The following is a 17005-nucleotide window of genomic DNA, read 5'->3' on the forward strand; positions in this document are numbered from 1 at the left end:
CGGCTTGGATTCAGACGATGCGGGCCACGTCGTCGAACGGCAGTCGGGGGCCGCGTGGGTAGAAGCCGTCCGGGGCGCCATGGCCCAGGTTGACCATGAAGTTGACCCGCCATTGGCCGTCGGGGAAGAAGGCGGCGTTCACCTTGGCGGCATCGAAACCGCTCATGGGCCCGCAGGAGAGCCCGAGGGCGCGCGCGGCCAGGATCAGGTAAGCGCCTTGCAGCGTGCTGTTGCGGAAAGCCGTGGACTCGGCCAGCGCCGCGTCGCTGTCAAACATGGGCTTGGCATCGTAGGCGGGGAACTGGGTGGGCAACTGGTCCTGAAAGCGGGTGTCCGAGGCGATCACCACGGTCACCGGAGCCAGGCGGGTCTTGTCGACATTGCCGGGGCTCAGGGCTGGCAGCAACTGGGCCTTGCCCGCTTCACTGCGCACGAACACATAGCGTGCGGGCTGGCAGTTCATCGACGTGGGCCCCCACTTGAGCAGATCGTAAAGCTGGTGGAGCGTCGCGTCGCTCACCGGCTGGTCGGTGAAGGTGTTGTGGGTGTGGGCCTGCACGAAAAGCTGGTCGAGGGCGGCGGTATCGAGGGGCTGGTTCATGGGTCGCTCCGATGCAAGGACTGACAGAACCCTCATCGTATGTCAGGTGCCCACCTCTCGTTTGATTTGCGTTACAACCTGACCCCATGAACGAACAAGCACAACCCCGCAATCCCTTGCACGGCCTCACGCTGGAGCGACTTCTCACCGACCTCGTGGACTACTACGGCTGGGAAGGCCTGGCCGAGCGCATTGCGCTGCGTTGCTTTGCCCAGAACCCCAGCATCAGCTCAAGCCTCAAGGTGTTGCGCAAAACGCCTTGGGCACGCGAGAAAGTGGAGGGCCTCTACCTCTACACGCTGCGCCAGACCCGTCGTCAAGCTGACTGACTCTGGCGGAGCAGATCGGCGCTTGGTCAATCGACGATCTGAACGCCAGAGGTGAACGCCACGCGCCCCTTCAGGTTCGCTGCCGATTCGCTCGGTTCCGGGTAGTGCCAGACGGCATCGGCCTTCATCTCGCCGTTGACGAACAGGCTCTGGTAGTAGGCCTGCCCCTTCCAGTCGCTGCTGCGGTGGTTGCTGAAGCTCGTGTACTCGCTCTTGAGCGCGGCCTGAGGAAAGTAGTGCTCCCCCTCCACGGTGACGATGTCATCGCTCTCTGCCACCACCACGCCGTTCCAGATCGCCTTCATGCCGCACTCCTGTTGAACAAGGCGATCATGCCAGCGCCTGCGACATATTTTTCAGAGAGATTGTCAGGAATTGGCCACCTCGTCCGACAGAGTCACCGTGCACGCTGTGTGGCACGACCTATCTGGAGGACAAGATCATGAACCTGAAGACCCTTGCCACGCTCGCTGCGGCGGCCATTGCCTCGTCTGCCTGGGCCGCAGGACCCACCGACAGCAAGTGCGGAGCCGGCACCTGCGGCAAAAAGGAAACCGCGGCCAAGAAGGCCCAGCCTGCAGCATCCAAGGCCAGCGAGGCGGGCAAAAAAGATGCCAGCTGCGCCAAGAAGGATGCCTCGTGCGCCAAGAAAGACGCCTCCTGCTCCAAAAAGGATGCGGCCTGCAGCAAGAAGTGATCGGAGGGCGGCGATGATCGGCTTGGGCTACCGCCGTGAGATGAGCGACTGGGAGATGTCAGGCGTTCAGGCGGATTTCTTTGAAGTCGCCCCCGAGAACTGGGTGCGCCGTGACCGCGGTCCCTTGCATGAGTTGATCGCGGCGGGGCGCCCGGTGTACTTGCATGGGGTGTCGCTCAACCTGGGTGGTTCATCGCCTCTCAATCTCGATTTTGTACGGGCCGTGCGTGAGCTGATGGCCGATCTGAACACCTCGGTGTACTCGGATCATCTCGCAGCCAGTGGTGATGCACACCAGCTCTACGATCTCTTTCCCATCCCTTTCACACAGGCCGAGGTCGTGCGTGTCAGCGACCGCATCCGGCAGGTTCAGGACGTGCTGGGGCAACGCCTGTCGATCGAAAACACGACCTGGTACACCAACATCGGCGAGTTGTCCGAAGTCGACTTTCTGTCCGAAGTGGCCGAGCGCGCCGACTGTGGCATCGTGCTGGACCTCAACAACGTGGTCGTGAACCACAAGAACCACGGCGGACACGACCTGAGAGGCTTTGTGCAAGGCATTGACCTCCAGCGCGTCAGCTATCTGCATGTGGCCGGTCATGAGTGGGACGAGCGCTTCGGCCTGTACATCGACACCCACAGCGAGCCCGTGGAGCGGGTCACCGCCGAGATGGCCCGCCACCTGCATCAAACGCAGGGTCTGGCGGTGCTGCTGGAGTGGGACAACGACGTCCCGACCATGGACATCCTCAACAAGGAGCTGGCATGTCTTCGGCTTTCTTCGACCATGTGAGAGGGCGCAGCGACGAGGTCCCGGCCGGCTACACCGCCCAGGGCCTGCGCGTCTACCGGCACCTCGTCTACCTGGGTGTCAGCCAGATGATCGAGGCGCACTTTCCTGCGGTGCGTGAGCAACTGGGAGAAGCTGGTTGGCGGACCTTGATCGAGGCCTACATCCGGCAGTCCACATGGACCTCGCCCTATTACGGAGACCTGACAGATGACTTTCTGGCTTACCTGGCGCGAGAAAGCGCATGAACGACTGGACGGCGTGGGCTTGCTGGCCTTGCGCCTGTGGGCGGGGCAAGAGTTCCTGTGGGCCGGCTACACCAAGCTGTCTGCCGGCCTGCCTGCCCCGGCATGGTTTGCGGGGCTGAGTTTCCCCTTTCCCAACCACTTCTTGTCTGCTGACGTCAACTGGCTGGCCGCCGGTGTGGGCGAGGTGTTGCTGGGGCTGGCCTTGACTCTTGGCTGGTGGAGCCGCTGGGCCGCAGGCGGGCTGCTCTTCATCACCTATGTCGCGGTGTACACCGTGCATTTCGATCTGGGCTGGGCGGGGTGGAACCAGATCGACTCTGAGGCAGGGTTGGGTTTCAAGGTGCCGCTCATGCTCGCCATCATGTTGCTGGCCATCGTGACACAAGGCGGCGGACAATATGCCCTCGATGCCTGGCGCGGCCGGACACAGCGTACTTCGAGCAGGCATGCATGAACCTTTCTTCGTCGGATGAGTTGTCTCTGGGGCGATGGGCCCGTGAGTGGCGTGGCCCGATGCTGCGTTTTGCCTTGCTGCACATCCAACCGAGGGAAGAGGCGGAAGACGCTGTGCAAGACGCCTTGGCCGCGATGCTGGGCGCCGATCCGGCCACGCTGGGACAGACCGATCTGAAGCGCTACCTGTTTGGCATCCTCAAGCACAAGATCACCGACCGCCTGCGAGGCAAGTACCGCCCTGAAGTGGGCTACAGCGAGGCTTTTGCCGACGAACTCGACAACGTCCTGTTCAACGATCGCGGACATTGGGTTGCAGGCATGGCGCCGACCGTTTGGCGCACACCGGAGGAGCAACTGCTCACCGATCAGTTCTTTGCCGTGGTGGACATCTGCATGCAGAAGCTGCCCTCCAAGACAGCCCGGGTCTTCAGCATGAAGGAGTTGCTGGAGTGTGAGGCCGATGAGGTGTGTGCCACGCTAGGGTTGAGCAAGGCCGATTACTGGCAGTGCATGAGCCGGGCGCGCAAACAGATCCAGCTGTGCTTGCACCAGAACTGGTTTGAAGGGATGACGCCATGATGCGCTGCAAGGATTATGTCTTCAAGCTGACCTCGGGGCAGCTGGAGGAGGGCGCCTGGCCGGATCGCTTCTGGGCGGCGCAACATCGGCTGATGTGCCGCCACTGCCGGGCGTTCACCGCCAATGACGAGCGCCTGAGCCAGCTTTTGCAAAGCTACCGGAACCACCTGACGCGGCCAGATGAGCCGCCCTCACGCTCAGAGCCCTGAGCGACGACGCTCAGGCGTTCGGGGCCGCTGGGGAGGAAGGGGGCGCACACGCTGACAACGCAATGTGCTTGTACAGCGCCGCAATCAGATCGGACTGCGTCACCATGCCCACAACCTGTCGACGCGCATCGATGATGGGGACCCGGTGCAGCCCTTTGTCGCTGAGTTGCCGGACCAGGGTGGCCACAGGGGTCTCTGGGGTGGCGGTGATCACGTGGGGACTCATGATCTGCCCCACCACCTCGGCCTTGTCCGAATTGGGGCCTGGCGTCCGTCGCAGCAGACCTTGGAGGCTGGCGGCCAGGCCCGCTGTGCGGGTGTCATCCATCTGCCTCAAAAAGTCGGCCACGGTCAGGATGCCGATCAGGCGCTGGAACTTGTCCACCACCGGCAGGGCCTTGACCTTGTGCCGGCGCAGCAGCTGCCAGGCTTCTTCCAGCTCGGTGGCGAACGTCACCGTCACCACATCACGCGACATGATGTCGCCACAGTTCAGACCCAGATGTCGCTCGAACGCATGCGAGACCGCCAGGTTGTAGAGCGTGATCAACTCGTTTTCCTGCACGTCCACGAAGCCGTCGAGCTGCTTGACGGCGTAGGCCAGGTCGTCGTGGTCCAGGCCGCCGCGCTGCAGGGGGGATGCATCGCGCGTCCGGTGGCGTGTGGGGGCACTGTCTGCCGGGGCGCGGTAGGGGTAGGGGCGACCCCACAGCACGCGGTGAATGAGCACTGCCCCCAGCAGGAGCAGACCCACATTGAGCGCCACCATGGCCAGGGTGTGGGGAATGCCGACGTGTTGTCCGTGGTGCTCGTGCACGATCAGCAGCGCCAACGCTCCGCCGGGTGGATGCAGGCAATGCAGCCGCGCCATCAGCCACACCGTCAAGCCCACCGCGAGGGCCGCGGCCCAGCCGGCGTGCGGGACCAGCGCGACACAGGCCAAGCCAGTCAGCGTGGCGATCAGATAACTGCCCAACACCGGCCAAGGTTGTGCCAGCGGGCTGTGTGACAGCGCAAACAAGATGACCACACTGGCGCCAACCGGCGCCATCAGCCAGTCGTGAGAGCCCGGCAACAGAGGCAGCACGACCACGCTCAGGGCCACACTCAACAGCGCGCCCAGGCTGGCGCGCCGACGCTCCGGGCGGGACAAGGTGGGGGCATCATCGGTCAGCAGGTGCGCGAGCCGACGGAGCAGGGCAGCAGACATGGCAGGACGTGAGCAGAGTCGGGCACCATTGTGGTGCATCTCCAATGTGCCTTGTGCCAGAAGGGTATGTGACAAACCCGCTGCCGTAACATGACGGACCTGTCCCGCCCTTTCACCATGAGCCCCGCTGCTGCCCTCGGTTTCAACGCCACGTTGTGGCGCCGCTTCACCCGCATCGCGGCCCCTTACTGGCGTACCGCTGACGAACGGTGGCGTGCCTGGGGCATGCTGGCGCTGCTCATCGTGCTGTTGCTGGGCCAGACGGGCTTCAATGTGCTCTTCAACCACGAGACAGGGGAGTTCACCTCGGCCCTGGCGGCGGGCGACACCGAGCGCTTCTGGTCTTCGATCGGACGTTACACCTTCATCCTCGCGGCGGCCGTGCCCATCTACGGCTTGTACTACTACGTGCGCGACACGCTGGGTTTGCGCTGGCGCCGTTGGCTCACCCAGCATTTCCTTGGCCGCTACTTCAGCGGACGGGCCTACTACCGGCTCAATGCCGAGACGGGGATCGACAACCCGGACCAGCGCATGGCGGAAGACATCAACGCGTTCACGCAGCAGTCCTTGTACTTCTCGATGATCGTGTTGTCCTCGGTGATCCAGCTTGTGGCCTTTGCCGGGGTGCTGTGGACGATTTCCCAAGGTCTGGTGTACTTCCTCATCGGCTATGCCCTCATCACCACCGTCTTCACCGCCACGGTGTTTGGCAGGCGGCTGATCGGGTTGAACTTCAAGCAACTGCAGCGCGAGGCGGACTTTCGCTTCAACCTCGTGCGTGTGCGTGAGCATGCCGAGCCCATCGCGTTCCACAACGGTGAGGCGCGCGAGATGTCGGCCCTGATGCGGGTGTTCGACGCGCTGTTTGCCAACTACCGGCAGGTGCTGTCGTGGCAGCTGCGCCTCAACACCTTCCAGTACGCGCACAGCTTTCTCACCATCGTCTTGCCGGTGGTGATCATCTCGGGGCAGGTGCTCTCGGGGGAGCTGGAGGTGGGGCGTGCCATCCAGGCCACTGGGGCCTTCACCGCCATCCTCAGCGCCTTGACCGTCATCGTCGAGCACTTCGAGGGTTTGAGCCGTTTCTCGGCGGGCATTGATCGCCTGCATGCCTTCTCTGACACGCTCGATCAGCACGCTGACGCCCTGACCCAGGAGCCCAGCGCCGAGCAGCGTCACATCGTCACCGAGCCTGGGCCGCATCTGGCGCTGGCGCAACTCACGATCTACACCCCCCGCAGCGAGCACCTTCTGTTGCGGGACCTGAACCTGTCGGTGCCACCAGGGCAGGGGTTGATGATCACGGGCGCCAGCGGCTCTGGCAAAAGCTCGTTGCTGCGGGTGATGGCCGGCTTGTGGCACACCGGTACGGGCCGGGTGCTGCGCCCGGCCGGGCCTGACATGCTCTTTCTGCCCCAGTACCCCTATTTGCCCCTGGGGGACTTGCGCACCCAACTCCTCTATCCGCACACCGAGCGTGACATCTCCGATGCGGAGCTCCACGACTGGTTGCGTGTGGTGAACCTGCCCGATCTGGCGCAGCGCTTTGGCGGACTGCAGGCCGAACTGGACTGGGGTAAGGTGCTCTCTGCGGGGGAGCAGCAACGGCTGGCGTTTGCACGCGCCTTGTTGGCCAAGCCCCGCTACCTGCTGCTCGACGAGGCCACCAGCGCCCTCGACGGCGCCAACGAAGCCTTGCTCTATGGGCAATTGGCAGGGTTGTCCATCACACCCATCAGCGTCAGCCATCACGAAGCGGTGGCCGCGTTCCACACGCAGGTGCTGGAGTTGACCGGAGAGGGGGGCTGGCGCCTGTACGCGACCGACGCCACCGCGGCCTCATCGCCCCCATGATGCCCATGCCTGCTACGATGGCGGCGCGCGCTCACGGGCGCCGTTTTCGTTTCTTTCACTGTGTACAGCCATGGCTCGCGTCCAATTTGAACTGCCGGATCACTTCATCTTCACAACGGAGGTGCAGATCTATGTCAGCCACGTCAACCAGGCCGGTCACCTCGACAACGCGCAGCTGCTCACCTTGGTCTCTGAGGGCCGTGCGCGTTTCTTCCGCTGGCTGGGCTACACCGAGTTCGATGTGGAAGGCGTGTCCATCGTCGTGGGCGACATGGTGGCGCAGTACAAATCCGAAGGCTTTTACGGTGAGGTCATCCGCGTCGAGATGCTGCCGTCCGACTTCAACAAGTACGGCTTCGATCTGGTTTTCCGCTTGACCGAGGTGTCGTCCGGGCGCGAAGTGGCGCGCGGCAAGAGCGGCATCGTCTTCGTCGACAAGGTGCACAAGAAAGTGGTGCCGCGTCCCGAAGGCTTCATGCAGAGCCTGCTGGCGCAGGCGCCCGAATTGAGCGTCGACTGAGTCGGTCGTTCGCTTGATGTCGACCTCGCTCTGGCTGGCTTACGACCATTATGGCTATGCGTTGCTGGCCGTGGTGGGCACGTTCGCGGCGGTCAGCGGGGTGTCTCGCCTGGCGCACCACCCACGCTGTGCAGGGTGGTTGCTGTCCTGGCAGGGGGTGGCGCCCCCTTTCATCAACATCCTGGGCGTGCTGTTTGGTCTGACGCTGGCTTTTCTGGCCAACGACACCTGGAGCGCGCACGATCGGGCGATCCGGGCGGTGTACCGCGAGGCCGATGCGATGCGCACCACCCTGGCGCTCAGCCAGAACTTGCCGGCGCCACTGGCCAGCCAGGTGCGTGGCGCCCTGGCCCAATACGCTCAGGCGAGCGTGGACGAATGGGGCTGGCTGGCGCAGCGCACCGAAAACCCCGTGGTGGCGGAGCGGGCCGATGCCTTGCTGACTCTGATCGCCAGCGCCGGGGTGCGGGACGCGCTGGGCGCGAACGTCCAGGCCCTGATGCTCGACCAGGTCATCACGATGCGCGATGAACGTGACCAGCGCGTGTCTTTGAGTCAGACCCATGTGAACCCCTTGAAGTGGTTGGGCATGGCCTTTCTGGGCTTGCTGACCTTGTTGTCGGTGGCGGTGGTGCACATTGAGCGGCCCCGGGCCTTGTTGGCAGCAGTCGTGCTGTTCGCCTTCGGGGCCGCGCCCACGGCGGCCATCGTGCTCATCCAGGGCAACCCCTTTCTGGCGCCGGTGGGCGTGACATCGGCACCCCTGCAGGCCGTGCTGAACGGCTTGACGGCGCGCTGACTTCGTGTCCAATAGCGCCATGTCTTCATCCACCGATACCGAACAGCGCTTCATCGACCTCGAGATCAAGATCGGGTTCATGGAGGACCTGCTCGACAACCTCAACACCCTGGTCGCCCGCCAGCAACAACACATCGACCTGCTGGTCAAAGAGGTGAGCGCTTTGCGCCGTCAGCAGGACGATGGCGGCGGCAGCCCGTCCTTTCGCAGCCTGCGCGACGAACTGCCGCCGCATTACTGAGCGCACCCGTTTGCATGCCCTCCTGGCATGTCCGCGCATTGACGCGCCCGCAAGGGCCGAACCACCTGGGAGCTTTCATCATGGCCCGTTCTACCCTTGATCATCCTGTGCTGCATTGGCAGATTGTTTCTGTGGGCCTGGGGCGTGCGCTGGTGGCCTGGACTGCACAGGGTGTGTGTGCCGTCTTGCTGGGCGATGACGATGCTGCCGTGCTCGCCGAGTTGCAACAGGCCTTCCGGGATCGGGTGTGGCAGCACGATGAGAGGCCTTACCCCTGGGTGAGCGCGGTGCAGGCCGAACTGGAGGGGGTGCGTCCCCATCAGGCTCACCGCATGCGCTTGCCGCTGGATGTCGGCGGCACCGCATTCCAGCAAGCGGTGTGGTCTGCCCTGCGGCAGATTCCAACAGGGCAGACCGTGACGTACAGTGAGCTGGCACAGCAGCTTGGCCGGCCCGGTGCGGTGCGGGCCGTGGCCAGCGCTTGTGCGGCCAATGTGCTGGCCGTGCTGATCCCATGTCACCGCGTGGTGCGGCGCGACGGCAGCCCCTCAGGTTACCGCTGGGGGCTGGCACGCAAGCAGACCTTGCTGGCACGCGAAGCCCTGCGCTGAGGTGTGCCGCGTCGGCCGGAGGGCCTGTACATCCACTCACAGATCGGCACTGACAAAGGTCCGGCGCCTGCTCTAAGATCGCCGCACCGCCTCGTGCATTTCCTGAGGAAGACTCATGATGACGTCCAAGAAGAAGCTGGTTGCCTGGATTGTGGCGGCCGCCCTGTCCCACACTGCGGGCCTGCAAGCTGCACACGCCGGCATGATCGCCACCGAGTCGGTGGCCGCAACCACCGACCTTGTGCAGGTCGAGTCGCGCCGTGCCCAGGTGCTCGCCACCCTCAACCGTGCCGATGTGACCGAGGCCCTGGTGGCCAAGGGCGTGGACATGGATGCGGCCCGTGCCCGCATCGCCTCCTTGTCTGACCAGGAAGTCGTTGCGCTGGCCGATCAGCTGGAGCATGCACCGGCCGGTGCCAGTGGCGTGCTGGGCACCATCGTGTTCATCTTCCTGGTGTTGCTGGTCACCGACATCCTGGGCTTCACCAAGGTCTTCCCTTTCACGCGCTCCATCCGCTGAGCCGCATGACCCGCCTGCGACCCGCACGCCGCCGCTGGCTGGTGCGTGCCGGGGCGCTGGGTGCCGTCAGTCTGCTGAGCGCCTGCGCCAGCCTGACGGCCAAGCAAACCCGTGCCCTGCTGGCCCATCCACCGTCTGACCTGCCGGCGCGTGTGGAGTGGGCCCAGGTGCCCTTCTTTCCGCAAGATATCAACCAGTGCGGCCCGGCTGCGCTGGCCACCGCATTGGGCGCCGTGGGTGTGCCGATTGCGCCTGAGGTGCTGGGCACGGCCGTGTTCGTGCCTGCCCGCGAAGGCAGTCTGCAAATCGAGATGCTGGCGGCGCCGCGTCGGCATGGCCACATTGCCACCCGCATCCGGCCCGATCTGATCTCGCTGCTGCGCGAAGTGGCGGCCGGGCAAGCGCCAGTGGTGTTGCTCAACCTGGGCCTGTCCATCCAGCCCCTGTGGCACTACGCCGTGGTGGTGGGCTACGACCTGCCGGCGGGCCAGATTCTCCTGCGTTCGGGCACCGTGAAACGCGAGGTGATGCCCCTGAGCACCTTCGAGCACACCTGGACGCGCTCCAGCCAATGGGCGTTTGTCGTGCTGCCCCCGGATCGCCTGCCGGCGCAGGCCGACGAGGCGGCGGTCACCGAAGCCCGTGTGGCGTTTGAGCGCGTGGCCCCGGCGCCGCTGGCCGCGCAGGCCTATCGCACGGCACTGCAGCGCTGGCCCGATTCCCTGTTGCTGGGCCTGGGCCTGGGCAACGCGCTGTATGCCGCGGGCGCCCTCGCTGATGCCGAAGCCGCGTACGCCCAGGTGGCACGGCGCCATGACAGCGCCCCGGCCTGGCACAACCTGGCCCGGGTGCGCTTGGAGCGGCGCGACCTGTCCGGTGCACGCGCTGCCACCGATGCCGCCGTGCGCCGTGCGCAGCACGAGCCCAACTGGCGCGATGCGGTCGAGGTGCTCCGCCGGGATGTTGAACGCGCCACGGCGGGTGAGGGCGCTGCGCCGCGTCCTTGAACGTGTCCCTGGGCGCTCGGGTGTCTATGATGCGCCACCATGAGCACGCCTGCACCGACCTTGTCCCCGGACGCCATCGCGGCCGCCGCCCACACCCTGGCCACACGCCGACTGACCGGCCAGGTGGGCGCAGCCTTGCCCGCTGCATGTCGGCCCGTGACCCTGCCCGATGCCTGGGCGGTGCAAAGCGCCGTGACCGTGGAGCTGGCACAGCGCGCTGGAGAGCGCGTGGTCGGCTGGAAATGCGGGATGCCCGGTGCCGACACCTGGGTGCTGGCCCCGCTGTACGCCAGCATGCTGCACCGCGCCGAGGGGCCGGAGGCGCCAGTGGCCGCCTGCCCTGTGTGGACGCAGCAAGGGCAGGTGAAGGTTGAGCCCGAGCTGGCCTTTGTGCTCGGGCACGATCTGCCGCCGCGCACGCAGCCCTATGGTGCCGACGAGGTGAGGGCGGCGGTGGCCTCGACGCACCTGGCGCTGGAGCTCATCGACAACCGCTATGACGACAGCGTGCCCCTGCAGTTTGCCGACCGCTTGGCCGATGGCCTGGTCAACCAGGGCCTGTGGCTGGGCCCAGCGCTGGACATCGCTCTCGGGGCTGCTCCGCAGACCCTCGACATCGAGGTGCGCGCGGATGGGCAGCTGTTGCTGTCGCAGCCTGGCGCGCATCCGGCCGGAGATCCGCTGGCACCCTTGTGCTGGTTGGCCGAATTCCTGCGCAGCCAAGGACAAGGTTTGCAGGCCGGGCAGGTCGTGATCACCGGCTCGTATGCTGGCGCCCCCTGGGTGCCCGTCGGGTTGCCCGTGAGCGTGCGTTTCGGGACCTTGGGCCAGTTGTCGATGCGGTTTGAGGACCGACCACGAGACTGACGCACTGTGCGCGAGGGCGAGGTCAGCAGTACCATCCCATCATCTCTGTGATCTTGTGAGCCGAGCCCGATGACCCGTCCTGACGCCACCTCTCCTGTCGCACCGGTTGCCCGCCAGCGCGCCTGGGTCAAACCCCTGGTGGGCGTGGCCGCAGTGGCTGCGGTGTGGACCGGGGTGGTCGGTCTGTGGTTGCCGGACTGGGCCAAGCCCCGCATCGAGGCCGCGGCCACCGAAGCGCTCGGGACCCCTGTCAAGGTGGCGGCTGTGCGCATCCAGCCTTGGACTCTGGCCGTCGAAGTGGACGGCGTGGCCGTGGGGCCAGCGGCGTCGCCCTGGTTCACGCTCAAGCAGGCGCAGGCCCAACTCTCGCTGGCCTCGGTGCGACACCTTGCGCCGGTCATCCGCCGTGTGCAACTGACCGAGCCGATGTTCTGGCTCGAACGCCAGACGGCCGATCAGTTCAACATCAGCCCGGTGATGGCCCGTCTGATGGCGCCTTCGCCCGAGCCGAAGCCCAACGCCGAGCCCGCCCGCTTTGCGGTCTTCAACATCGAGGTCCGTGACGGCATGTTGCGCTACACCGACCGGGTGTTGAAACAGGAACACCGGGTGGAACAGTTGCAGCTGGGGGTGCCTTTCGTCTCCAACCTGCCCAGTGACATCGATGTCGCGGTGCAACCGCTGCTGCAGGCGCGGGTGGACGGCAGCCCCTTGAAGATCGAGGGCCAGACCTTGCCCTTCAAGGAGGGGCACCGTTCCGAGGTGAAGCTGTCTTGGCAGTCGGTGGACGTGGCGCACTGGCTGACGGCGGCCCAACCCTTCCTGCCACCGAGCGTGAAGATCGCGCCCCGGCAGGGCAGCCTGGACACCGCGCTGACCGTGCAGTTCGAGCAGCGCCCCGCGCCGGCCGTGCCGATGTTGCGCGTCACCGGTGGCCTGACGCTCAGCAAGCTGGGCATGGGCATGCCACAGCTGCCCACCCTCGGGCAAGCGGATGCAGGCTGGCAATCGTTGAAGGTCGATGGCGTGGACGCCTTGCCGCTGGAGCGCCGGGTGCGTGTGGCCAGCGTCGCGCTGGACGGCTTGCGCCTGCAGGTGCGCCCCGGTGCGACGGCTGCGACGGCCACCGTCGCCTCGCCTGTGGCTGCGGCTTCTGCGCCGACGTCGGCCACGGTGTCCGACCCCGCCGCGCCTTGGCAGTGGTCTGTCGGTACCGTGCATCTGGCCGCTCAGGCCATCGACGTGCAGACCGACGCGGCCGCGCCCTGGCCGCGTTTGGACCGCGTGGTGCTCGATGTCAAAGGCCTGGATGCCTCAGCGAAGGCGCCCGCCGCCACCTGGCAGCTCGATGTGGCCGACCAGCACGGCATGACGCTGCGTGCCAGCGGGCAGGCCCAGGTCGCCCGCCAGCAACTGGACGCCAAGCTGGCGCTGGATCAGGCAGCGGTGCCCCCCTGGCTGGCACCCCTGGCCCCGGCCTTGAAGCTGCCCTTGACTGTGCAGCAAGGGACCTTGTCACTGCAGGCCCAACTCAGCGCCCGCCTGCAGGCTGATCCGGCCGCCACCTCGCCCGAGCTGGCCCAGGCGGGCCTGCACCTGAGCGGCGGCTCGGTGCGGCTGGCGGGTTGGCAGGCCACGGCTAAGGCCTCCAGCGTGCGAGACCAGGTGCAGTGGCGTGAACTCGCGGTGGAGGGGGCCGAAGCCCACGTGTCGCTGGCTCCCACACAGCCCGGCTTGCGCCGTCTGTCGCTGGATGCCGTGACCCTGGATGGACTGGATGCCCGCGTCACCCGTGGCCGCCAAGGTCAGTGGCTGGGCATGACACCAGCCCGTGCCACGCCCACACCGGCCACGCGCAAGGTGGCCGCGGCCAAGGCGCCGGACCCGGCCGAGCCTCCGGTCACGCTCAAGCTGTTGCGTTGTCAGGACTGCCGCGTGCAGCTCACCGACCAGACCGTCAGTCCGGCGGCGTTGCTGTCCTTGCAGCGCACCGAGCTGACTGTCGCCAATGCCTCCACCGATCTGCGTCAGCCGCTGAAGGTGGACCTGCGTACCCAGGCGCAAGGCAAGGGGCAGGTGAACTTCCAAGGCGAGGTGCGACCTCAGCCCCTGTCCGTGCAAGGCCAGGTCGGCCTCGCCGGGGTGGACCTGCGCGTGCTGCAGTCCTACCTGGATCCGCACCTGAACATCCACATCGCTGGCGCCCGGGCCCAGGCGGCGGGACGCGTGCAAGTGCAAGACGATGTCCGCCGCGGCCTGAGCGTGCGTTATCAGGGCCGCGTCGGCCTGAGCGACCTGCGCTTGCAGGACCGCGTCAACGAGGCTGACTTCGTCAGCTGGCGCAATCTGTCGCTCGACGGCACCGACCTCGCCTGGGCCAACGGGCAGGTCAACGCCAACCTCGGCCGCATCGCGCTCAACGAGTTCTACGGCCGCGTGATCATCAACCCGGACGGGCAGCTCAACCTGGCCAGCATCGCCAGCCGCGAAGCGGGTGCGCAGCCCCAGTCGCTCACCACACCGCAGACGGCGGCTTCGGCACCTGCACCTGCACCTGCACCTGCACCTGCACCTGCACCTGCACCTGCACCCGCGCCAGCGGTCAAGCCGGACGCCGCCGTGCCGGCTACACCCACTGCCCCCGCTGCCACCGCGCAAGCTGCTCCAATGAAGTTGCGCTGGCAAGGCATCAAGCTCAGCAAGGGCCGTGTCGACTTCACCGACAACTACATCAAGCCCAACTACTCGGCCGACCTCACCCGCATCGAGGGCAGCATCTCGGCGGTCGCCTCCGACAAGCCCGAGCCCGCCACCGTGGATGTGTCCGGCGCCGTGGACGACGGCGCGCCGCTCAAGATCACCGGCCAGCTGCACCCCTTGGGGCCCCGCCTGTTCACTGACATCCAGGGCAGTGCCAAGGGCATCGAGCTGACCCGCCTGACGCCGTATGCGGCGCGCTACGCCGGCTACGCCATCGAGAAGGGCTCCTTGTCGATGACGGTGCACTACAAGATCGACGGCGGCAAGCTGGAGGCCAGCAACCAGATCTTCCTGGACCAGCTCACCTTTGGCGAGAAAGTCGACAGCCCGGACGCGACCAAGCTGCCGGTGCTGTTCGCCGTCGCGTTGCTGAAGAATCGCCATGGCGAGATCGACATCAATCTGCCCATTTCGGGCTCCCTCGACGATCCGCAGTTCTCGGTGGGCGGGATCATCTGGCGCGTCATCGTCAACCTGATCACCAAGGCCGTGATGGCGCCGTTCTCGCTCCTGTCCGGTGGGGGCGATGAGCTGGGCTTCGTGCCCTTTGCGCCCGGCTCGGCCGATCTCACCGAAGCAGCCCGTGCCCGCCTCGACACCCTGGCCGGCAAGCTCGATGACCGGCCTGCCCTCAAATTGGAAGCCACCGGCCGCGCCGACCCTGCCGTGGACGTCGCCGGCTTGCGCGCCGCCCACGTCGATCGCCTGATGCGTGCGGCCAAGGCCAAAGCCCAGGGGGTGGCCGTGAGCGAGGTGAAGATTTCACCTGACGAGAAAAATCAGTGGTTGACGGCCGCCTACAAGGCCGCCGACATCAAGAAGCCACGCAACCTGGTGGGGTTGGCCAAGACCTTGCCACCCGCCGAAATGGAGGCCTTGTTGCAGGCGGCAGCCCCGGTCAACGACGCGGCCCTCAAGCATCTGGCCGACCACCGCGGCGATGCCGTCAAGGCCTACCTGGTCACCAAAATTGCGCCCGAGCGTGTGTTGCTCACGGCTTCCAAGGTTGGCACCGACGGCCTGCCCGATGACAAGGGGCCCAGCTCTCGGGTACAGTTTGGGTTGAAGTGATCCCATCACGGAGGCGACCATGAGTTCCATTTCAGCCATCGGTGTGTCGGGGGCCAATGCGGCCACGACCCGCATGGACGTGGCCGCCCACAACATCGCCAACGTCCAGACCGAGAAATTCCAGCGCCAGGTGGTCAACCAGCAGAGCCAGGAATCGGGCGGCGTGAGCACCTCGGTGGCCCAGGCCCAAGAGATCGGTCCCGATCTGGCCAAGGACCTCATCGAGCAGAAGATGGCGACATACAGCTACCGCGCCAACCTGCGCAGCATTCAGGCCGACCAGCAGATGATGGGCAGCCTGCTCGACATCAAGGCCTGAACACGACCGCGCCCCGCCGTCTCATTGCCCATCTCGACATGGACGCGTTCTACGCGTCGGTCGAATTGCTGCGCTACCCGCAGCTTCAGGGCCTGCCTGTCGTCATCGGCGGGTCTCGACGCAACCCCTCGGCCACCGCGCCTCGGTCGCTCGATGACTTCGCGCGTCTGCGCGACTACGCCGGCCGCGGCGTCATCACCACCGCCACCTATCCGGCACGGGCGCTGGGTGTGCACTCCGGCATGGGCCTGATGAAGGCGGCGGCGCTGGCGCCCGACGCCATCTTGCTGCCGATGGACTTCGAGGCCTACCGCCACCACTCGCGCCTGTTCAAGGCGGCGGTCACGGCCATCGCGCCGGTGATGGAGGACCGCGGCATCGACGAGATCTACCTGGATTTGACCGACGTGCCCGGCGCGCAAGAGGCTGTGGATGGCGACCCGCTGGGCGGGGTGCGTGCCCTGGCTCAGCGCATCAAGACAGCGGTGCGCGAGGCCACCGGTCTGAGTTGCTCGATCGGCGTCACGCCCAACAAGCTGCTGTCCAAGATCAGCTCCGACCTGGACAAGCCCGACGGCCTCACGGTGCTGATGCACGACGAGGTGCCCACCCGCATCTGGCCCTTGCCGGTCAGCCGCATCAACGGCATCGGCCCCAAGGCCACCGAGCGCCTGGCGGCCATGGGCCTGCGCACGATTGGCGAGCTGGCGGCCAGCCCCGCGCACGAGTTGGTCAGTGCCTTCGGTCGCCATTACGGCAGTTGGTTGCACGAGGCCGCCCATGGCCGCGACGACCGCCCGGTGGTCACCTGGCGAGAGCCCAAATCCATCAGCCGCGAAACCACCTTCGAGCGCGACCTGCACCCGCGCGACGACCGCACCCAACTCGGCCCCATCTTCACGCGTCTGTGCGAACAGCTGGCCAGCGACCTGGTGCGCAAGAACTACGCGGGACGCACCGTGGGCATCAAGCTGCGCTACGACGACTTCAAGATCGTCACCCGCAGCCTCACGCTGCCCCAGCCCACCCGCGATGCGGCCACCATCCGCCTGTGGGCGGGGCGCTGCCTCAAGACCGTGCCGCTGAACCGGCGCCTGCGTCTGCTGGGCGTGAAGATGGAATCACTGGTGCCTGGCGATGGTCAGCCCACGGTGACCGAGCCTGACGCCCCTTACAGCCTGCCGCTGTTTGACGAGGTGTGAGTGCGCGGGGGGCGTTCGCGGCGACAATGGCGCCCCGTTGGCGTAGGCCATTGCTCGCTTGGGCGCCAACGCCGTACGCCAGCGCCTGGCCTTGTGTCGGTGCGCGCGT

The 17005-nt window shown here is 66.1% G+C and carries 20 protein-coding genes and 1 pseudogene; 18 read left to right on the forward strand and 3 right to left on the reverse strand.

Going from position 1 to position 17005, the window contains the following annotated elements; all coding sequences use genetic code 11:
- Positions 1–10: 10 nt before the first annotated feature.
- The gene (locus WIT60_RS05920) at positions 11–601 is read right to left on the reverse strand and encodes a malonic semialdehyde reductase (protein ID WP_339583024.1); all 591 of its coding nucleotides are present in this window, start codon (positions 599–601) and stop codon (positions 11–13) included.
- A gap of 86 nt (positions 602–687) precedes the next feature.
- Between WIT60_RS05920 and WIT60_RS05925 the strand changes: the two genes are divergently transcribed.
- Positions 688–930 (forward strand): VF530 family protein, encoded by a 243-nt coding sequence (locus WIT60_RS05925; RefSeq protein WP_339583025.1) that lies wholly within the window; start codon positions 688–690, stop codon positions 928–930.
- Positions 931–956: 26 nt separating this feature from the next.
- On the opposite strand, the gene WIT60_RS05930 is transcribed toward WIT60_RS05925, so the two are convergent.
- Positions 957–1283: a DUF427 domain-containing protein gene (locus WIT60_RS05930; protein WP_510166981.1), complete on the reverse strand. Its 327-nt coding sequence runs from the start codon at positions 1281–1283 to the stop codon at positions 957–959.
- Positions 1284–1372: 89 nt separating this feature from the next.
- Here WIT60_RS05930 and WIT60_RS05935 point away from each other — a divergent pair, with 89 nt between their 5' ends.
- Genes WIT60_RS05935 through WIT60_RS05960 form a run of 6 tightly spaced genes read left to right on the forward strand, consistent with a single transcriptional unit; the run spans position 1373 to position 3912 of the window.
- The gene (locus WIT60_RS05935) at positions 1373–1627 is read left to right on the forward strand and encodes a hypothetical protein (protein WP_339583027.1); all 255 of its coding nucleotides are present in this window, start codon (positions 1373–1375) and stop codon (positions 1625–1627) included.
- A gap of 13 nt (positions 1628–1640) precedes the next feature.
- The gene (locus tag WIT60_RS05940) at positions 1641–2423 is read left to right on the forward strand and encodes an MbnB/TglH/ChrH family RiPP precursor modification enzyme (RefSeq protein WP_339583028.1); all 783 of its coding nucleotides are present in this window, start codon (positions 1641–1643) and stop codon (positions 2421–2423) included.
- Positions 2396–2668, forward strand: coding sequence for an HvfC/BufC N-terminal domain-containing protein (locus tag WIT60_RS05945; RefSeq protein ID WP_339583029.1), 273 nt, complete (start codon positions 2396–2398; stop codon positions 2666–2668). The genes WIT60_RS05940 and WIT60_RS05945 overlap by 28 nt, the downstream gene beginning before the upstream one ends.
- Positions 2631–3122 (forward strand): DoxX family protein, encoded by a 492-nt coding sequence (locus WIT60_RS05950; RefSeq protein ID WP_339583030.1) that lies wholly within the window; start codon positions 2631–2633, stop codon positions 3120–3122. The genes WIT60_RS05945 and WIT60_RS05950 overlap by 38 nt, the downstream gene beginning before the upstream one ends.
- Positions 3119–3703 carry a sigma-70 family RNA polymerase sigma factor gene (locus tag WIT60_RS05955; protein ID WP_339583031.1) on the forward strand — a complete coding sequence of 195 codons (585 nt, stop codon included), beginning with the start codon at positions 3119–3121 and terminating at the stop codon, positions 3701–3703. The genes WIT60_RS05950 and WIT60_RS05955 overlap by 4 nt, the downstream gene beginning before the upstream one ends.
- Positions 3700–3912 carry a hypothetical protein gene (locus WIT60_RS05960; protein WP_339583032.1) on the forward strand — a complete coding sequence of 71 codons (213 nt, stop codon included), beginning with the start codon at positions 3700–3702 and terminating at the stop codon, positions 3910–3912. The genes WIT60_RS05955 and WIT60_RS05960 overlap by 4 nt, the downstream gene beginning before the upstream one ends.
- A 10-nt stretch (positions 3913–3922) precedes the next feature.
- On the opposite strand, the gene WIT60_RS05965 is transcribed toward WIT60_RS05960, so the two are convergent.
- On the reverse strand, positions 3923–5122 hold the full coding sequence (locus WIT60_RS05965; RefSeq protein WP_339583033.1) for an HPP family protein: 1200 nt from the start codon (positions 5120–5122) through the stop codon (positions 3923–3925).
- 117 nt (positions 5123–5239) lie between these two features.
- Here WIT60_RS05965 and WIT60_RS05970 point away from each other — a divergent pair, with 117 nt between their 5' ends.
- The 11 genes and pseudogenes from WIT60_RS05970 (at position 5240) to dinB (ending at position 16896) form a co-directional block, all read left to right on the forward strand.
- Positions 5240–6979: an ABC transporter ATP-binding protein/permease gene (locus WIT60_RS05970; protein WP_339583034.1), complete on the forward strand. Its 1740-nt coding sequence runs from the start codon at positions 5240–5242 to the stop codon at positions 6977–6979.
- Positions 6980–7049: 70 nt separating this feature from the next.
- A complete protein-coding gene (locus tag WIT60_RS05975) occupies positions 7050–7499 on the forward strand; it encodes an acyl-CoA thioesterase (protein WP_339583035.1) in 450 nt (149 codons plus the stop codon).
- 16 nt (positions 7500–7515) lie between these two features.
- Positions 7516–8298 (forward strand): bestrophin-like domain, encoded by a 783-nt coding sequence (locus WIT60_RS05980; RefSeq protein ID WP_339583036.1) that lies wholly within the window; start codon positions 7516–7518, stop codon positions 8296–8298.
- Positions 8299–8317: 19 nt separating this feature from the next.
- Positions 8318–8539 (forward strand): SlyX family protein, encoded by a 222-nt coding sequence (locus WIT60_RS05985; protein WP_339583037.1) that lies wholly within the window; start codon positions 8318–8320, stop codon positions 8537–8539.
- Positions 8540–8871: 332 nt separating this feature from the next.
- Positions 8872–9150 (forward strand): annotated as a pseudogene (locus WIT60_RS16860) (methylated-DNA--[protein]-cysteine S-methyltransferase); the annotation flags it as partial.
- A 115-nt stretch (positions 9151–9265) separates the two neighbouring features.
- Entirely contained in the window at positions 9266–9670 is a 405-nt protein-coding gene (locus WIT60_RS05995) for a PA2779 family protein (protein WP_339583039.1), read from the forward strand.
- Positions 9671–9675: 5 nt separating this feature from the next.
- A complete protein-coding gene (locus WIT60_RS06000; RefSeq protein WP_339583040.1) occupies positions 9676–10677 on the forward strand; it encodes a PA2778 family cysteine peptidase in 1002 nt (333 codons plus the stop codon).
- A gap of 39 nt (positions 10678–10716) precedes the next feature.
- The gene (locus tag WIT60_RS06005; protein WP_339583041.1) at positions 10717–11544 is read left to right on the forward strand and encodes a 2-keto-4-pentenoate hydratase; all 828 of its coding nucleotides are present in this window, start codon (positions 10717–10719) and stop codon (positions 11542–11544) included.
- A gap of 69 nt (positions 11545–11613) precedes the next feature.
- Positions 11614–15375: a DUF748 domain-containing protein gene (locus WIT60_RS06010; RefSeq protein ID WP_339583042.1), complete on the forward strand. Its 3762-nt coding sequence runs from the start codon at positions 11614–11616 to the stop codon at positions 15373–15375.
- Between the two features lie 19 nt (positions 15376–15394).
- Positions 15395–15694 carry a flagellar basal body protein gene (locus WIT60_RS06015; protein ID WP_339583043.1) on the forward strand — a complete coding sequence of 100 codons (300 nt, stop codon included), beginning with the start codon at positions 15395–15397 and terminating at the stop codon, positions 15692–15694.
- Positions 15691–16896, forward strand: coding sequence for a DNA polymerase IV (dinB, locus tag WIT60_RS06020; RefSeq protein ID WP_339583232.1), 1206 nt, complete (start codon positions 15691–15693; stop codon positions 16894–16896). The genes WIT60_RS06015 and dinB overlap by 4 nt, the downstream gene beginning before the upstream one ends.
- Positions 16897–17005 lie beyond the last annotated feature (109 nt).

The organism is Aquabacterium sp. G14 (assembly GCF_037482285.1).
Lineage (GTDB): Bacteria > Pseudomonadota > Gammaproteobacteria > Burkholderiales > Burkholderiaceae_C > Aquabacterium.

Excerpts from the sequence above, each read along its gene's own strand:
- WIT60_RS05920 (WP_339583024.1), bottom strand. The coding sequence starts at position 601 with ATGAACCAGCCCCTCGATACCGCCGCCCTCGACCAGCTTTTCGTGCAG.
- WIT60_RS05925 (WP_339583025.1), top strand. The coding sequence starts at position 688 with ATGAACGAACAAGCACAACCCCGCAATCCCTTGCACGGCCTCACGCTG.
- WIT60_RS05935 (WP_339583027.1), top strand. The coding sequence starts at position 1,373 with ATGAACCTGAAGACCCTTGCCACGCTCGCTGCGGCGGCCATTGCCTCG.
- WIT60_RS05940 (WP_339583028.1), top strand. The coding sequence starts at position 1,641 with ATGATCGGCTTGGGCTACCGCCGTGAGATGAGCGACTGGGAGATGTCA.
- WIT60_RS05945 (WP_339583029.1), top strand. The coding sequence starts at position 2,396 with ATGTCTTCGGCTTTCTTCGACCATGTGAGAGGGCGCAGCGACGAGGTC.
- WIT60_RS05950 (WP_339583030.1), top strand. The coding sequence starts at position 2,631 with ATGACTTTCTGGCTTACCTGGCGCGAGAAAGCGCATGAACGACTGGAC.
- WIT60_RS05955 (WP_339583031.1), top strand. The coding sequence starts at position 3,119 with ATGAACCTTTCTTCGTCGGATGAGTTGTCTCTGGGGCGATGGGCCCGT.
- WIT60_RS05960 (WP_339583032.1), top strand. The coding sequence starts at position 3,700 with ATGATGCGCTGCAAGGATTATGTCTTCAAGCTGACCTCGGGGCAGCTG.
- WIT60_RS05965 (WP_339583033.1), bottom strand. The coding sequence starts at position 5,122 with ATGTCTGCTGCCCTGCTCCGTCGGCTCGCGCACCTGCTGACCGATGAT.
- WIT60_RS05970 (WP_339583034.1), top strand. The coding sequence starts at position 5,240 with ATGAGCCCCGCTGCTGCCCTCGGTTTCAACGCCACGTTGTGGCGCCGC.
- WIT60_RS05975 (WP_339583035.1), top strand. The coding sequence starts at position 7,050 with ATGGCTCGCGTCCAATTTGAACTGCCGGATCACTTCATCTTCACAACG.
- WIT60_RS05980 (WP_339583036.1), top strand. The coding sequence starts at position 7,516 with ATGTCGACCTCGCTCTGGCTGGCTTACGACCATTATGGCTATGCGTTG.
- WIT60_RS05985 (WP_339583037.1), top strand. The coding sequence starts at position 8,318 with ATGTCTTCATCCACCGATACCGAACAGCGCTTCATCGACCTCGAGATC.
- WIT60_RS05995 (WP_339583039.1), top strand. The coding sequence starts at position 9,266 with ATGATGACGTCCAAGAAGAAGCTGGTTGCCTGGATTGTGGCGGCCGCC.
- WIT60_RS06000 (WP_339583040.1), top strand. The coding sequence starts at position 9,676 with ATGACCCGCCTGCGACCCGCACGCCGCCGCTGGCTGGTGCGTGCCGGG.
- WIT60_RS06005 (WP_339583041.1), top strand. The coding sequence starts at position 10,717 with ATGAGCACGCCTGCACCGACCTTGTCCCCGGACGCCATCGCGGCCGCC.
- WIT60_RS06010 (WP_339583042.1), top strand. The coding sequence starts at position 11,614 with ATGACCCGTCCTGACGCCACCTCTCCTGTCGCACCGGTTGCCCGCCAG.
- WIT60_RS06015 (WP_339583043.1), top strand. The coding sequence starts at position 15,395 with ATGAGTTCCATTTCAGCCATCGGTGTGTCGGGGGCCAATGCGGCCACG.